The following is a 380-nucleotide window of genomic DNA, read 5'->3' as shown; positions in this document are numbered from 1 at the left end:
GTCTGAGAACGTCTGATAATATTCTGCCATCTCGTATTCTGACGGTGTTTTTGCCGAAAATTTTTCCCTGAAATTAACCTCTTCCGGATTTTTGATATATTCTTTATTCAAAGAGTATGCCTTTTCTGTTTTAAAAATATCTAAAATAATCTGAATGCTTTTGATGTTAAAATCTAAAAGAAATTTTTCTTTGTTTTCGAAAAGTTTCTTTAGCTTGTCTTCGTAATATTCAAAATAAGGAGAACTTTGATAGGCCGTTTTAATAGAAAGTTTCTTTAGCTTGTCTTCGTAATATTCAAAATAAGGAGAACTTTGATAGGCCGTTTTAATAGATTTCCAATGAAGTTTCTGCCAATCTTCCCTGTAAGAGATTTCAATGC

At 30.8% G+C, this 380-nt stretch carries 1 protein-coding gene; it reads right to left on the bottom strand.

Annotated elements, in window-relative coordinates; translation table 11 throughout:
- The coding region (locus AB4Y90_RS18280) for a WbqC family protein (protein ID WP_441558976.1) at positions 1 to 380 on the bottom strand (380 nt) is incomplete at both ends.

The organism is Chryseobacterium sp. 2TAF14 (genome assembly GCF_052115105.1).
Taxonomy (GTDB): Bacteria; Bacteroidota; Bacteroidia; order Flavobacteriales; family Weeksellaceae; genus Chryseobacterium.
The sequence above is the reverse complement of the archived record's forward strand: the minus strand, read 5'-3'. Positions and strand labels throughout refer to the sequence as shown.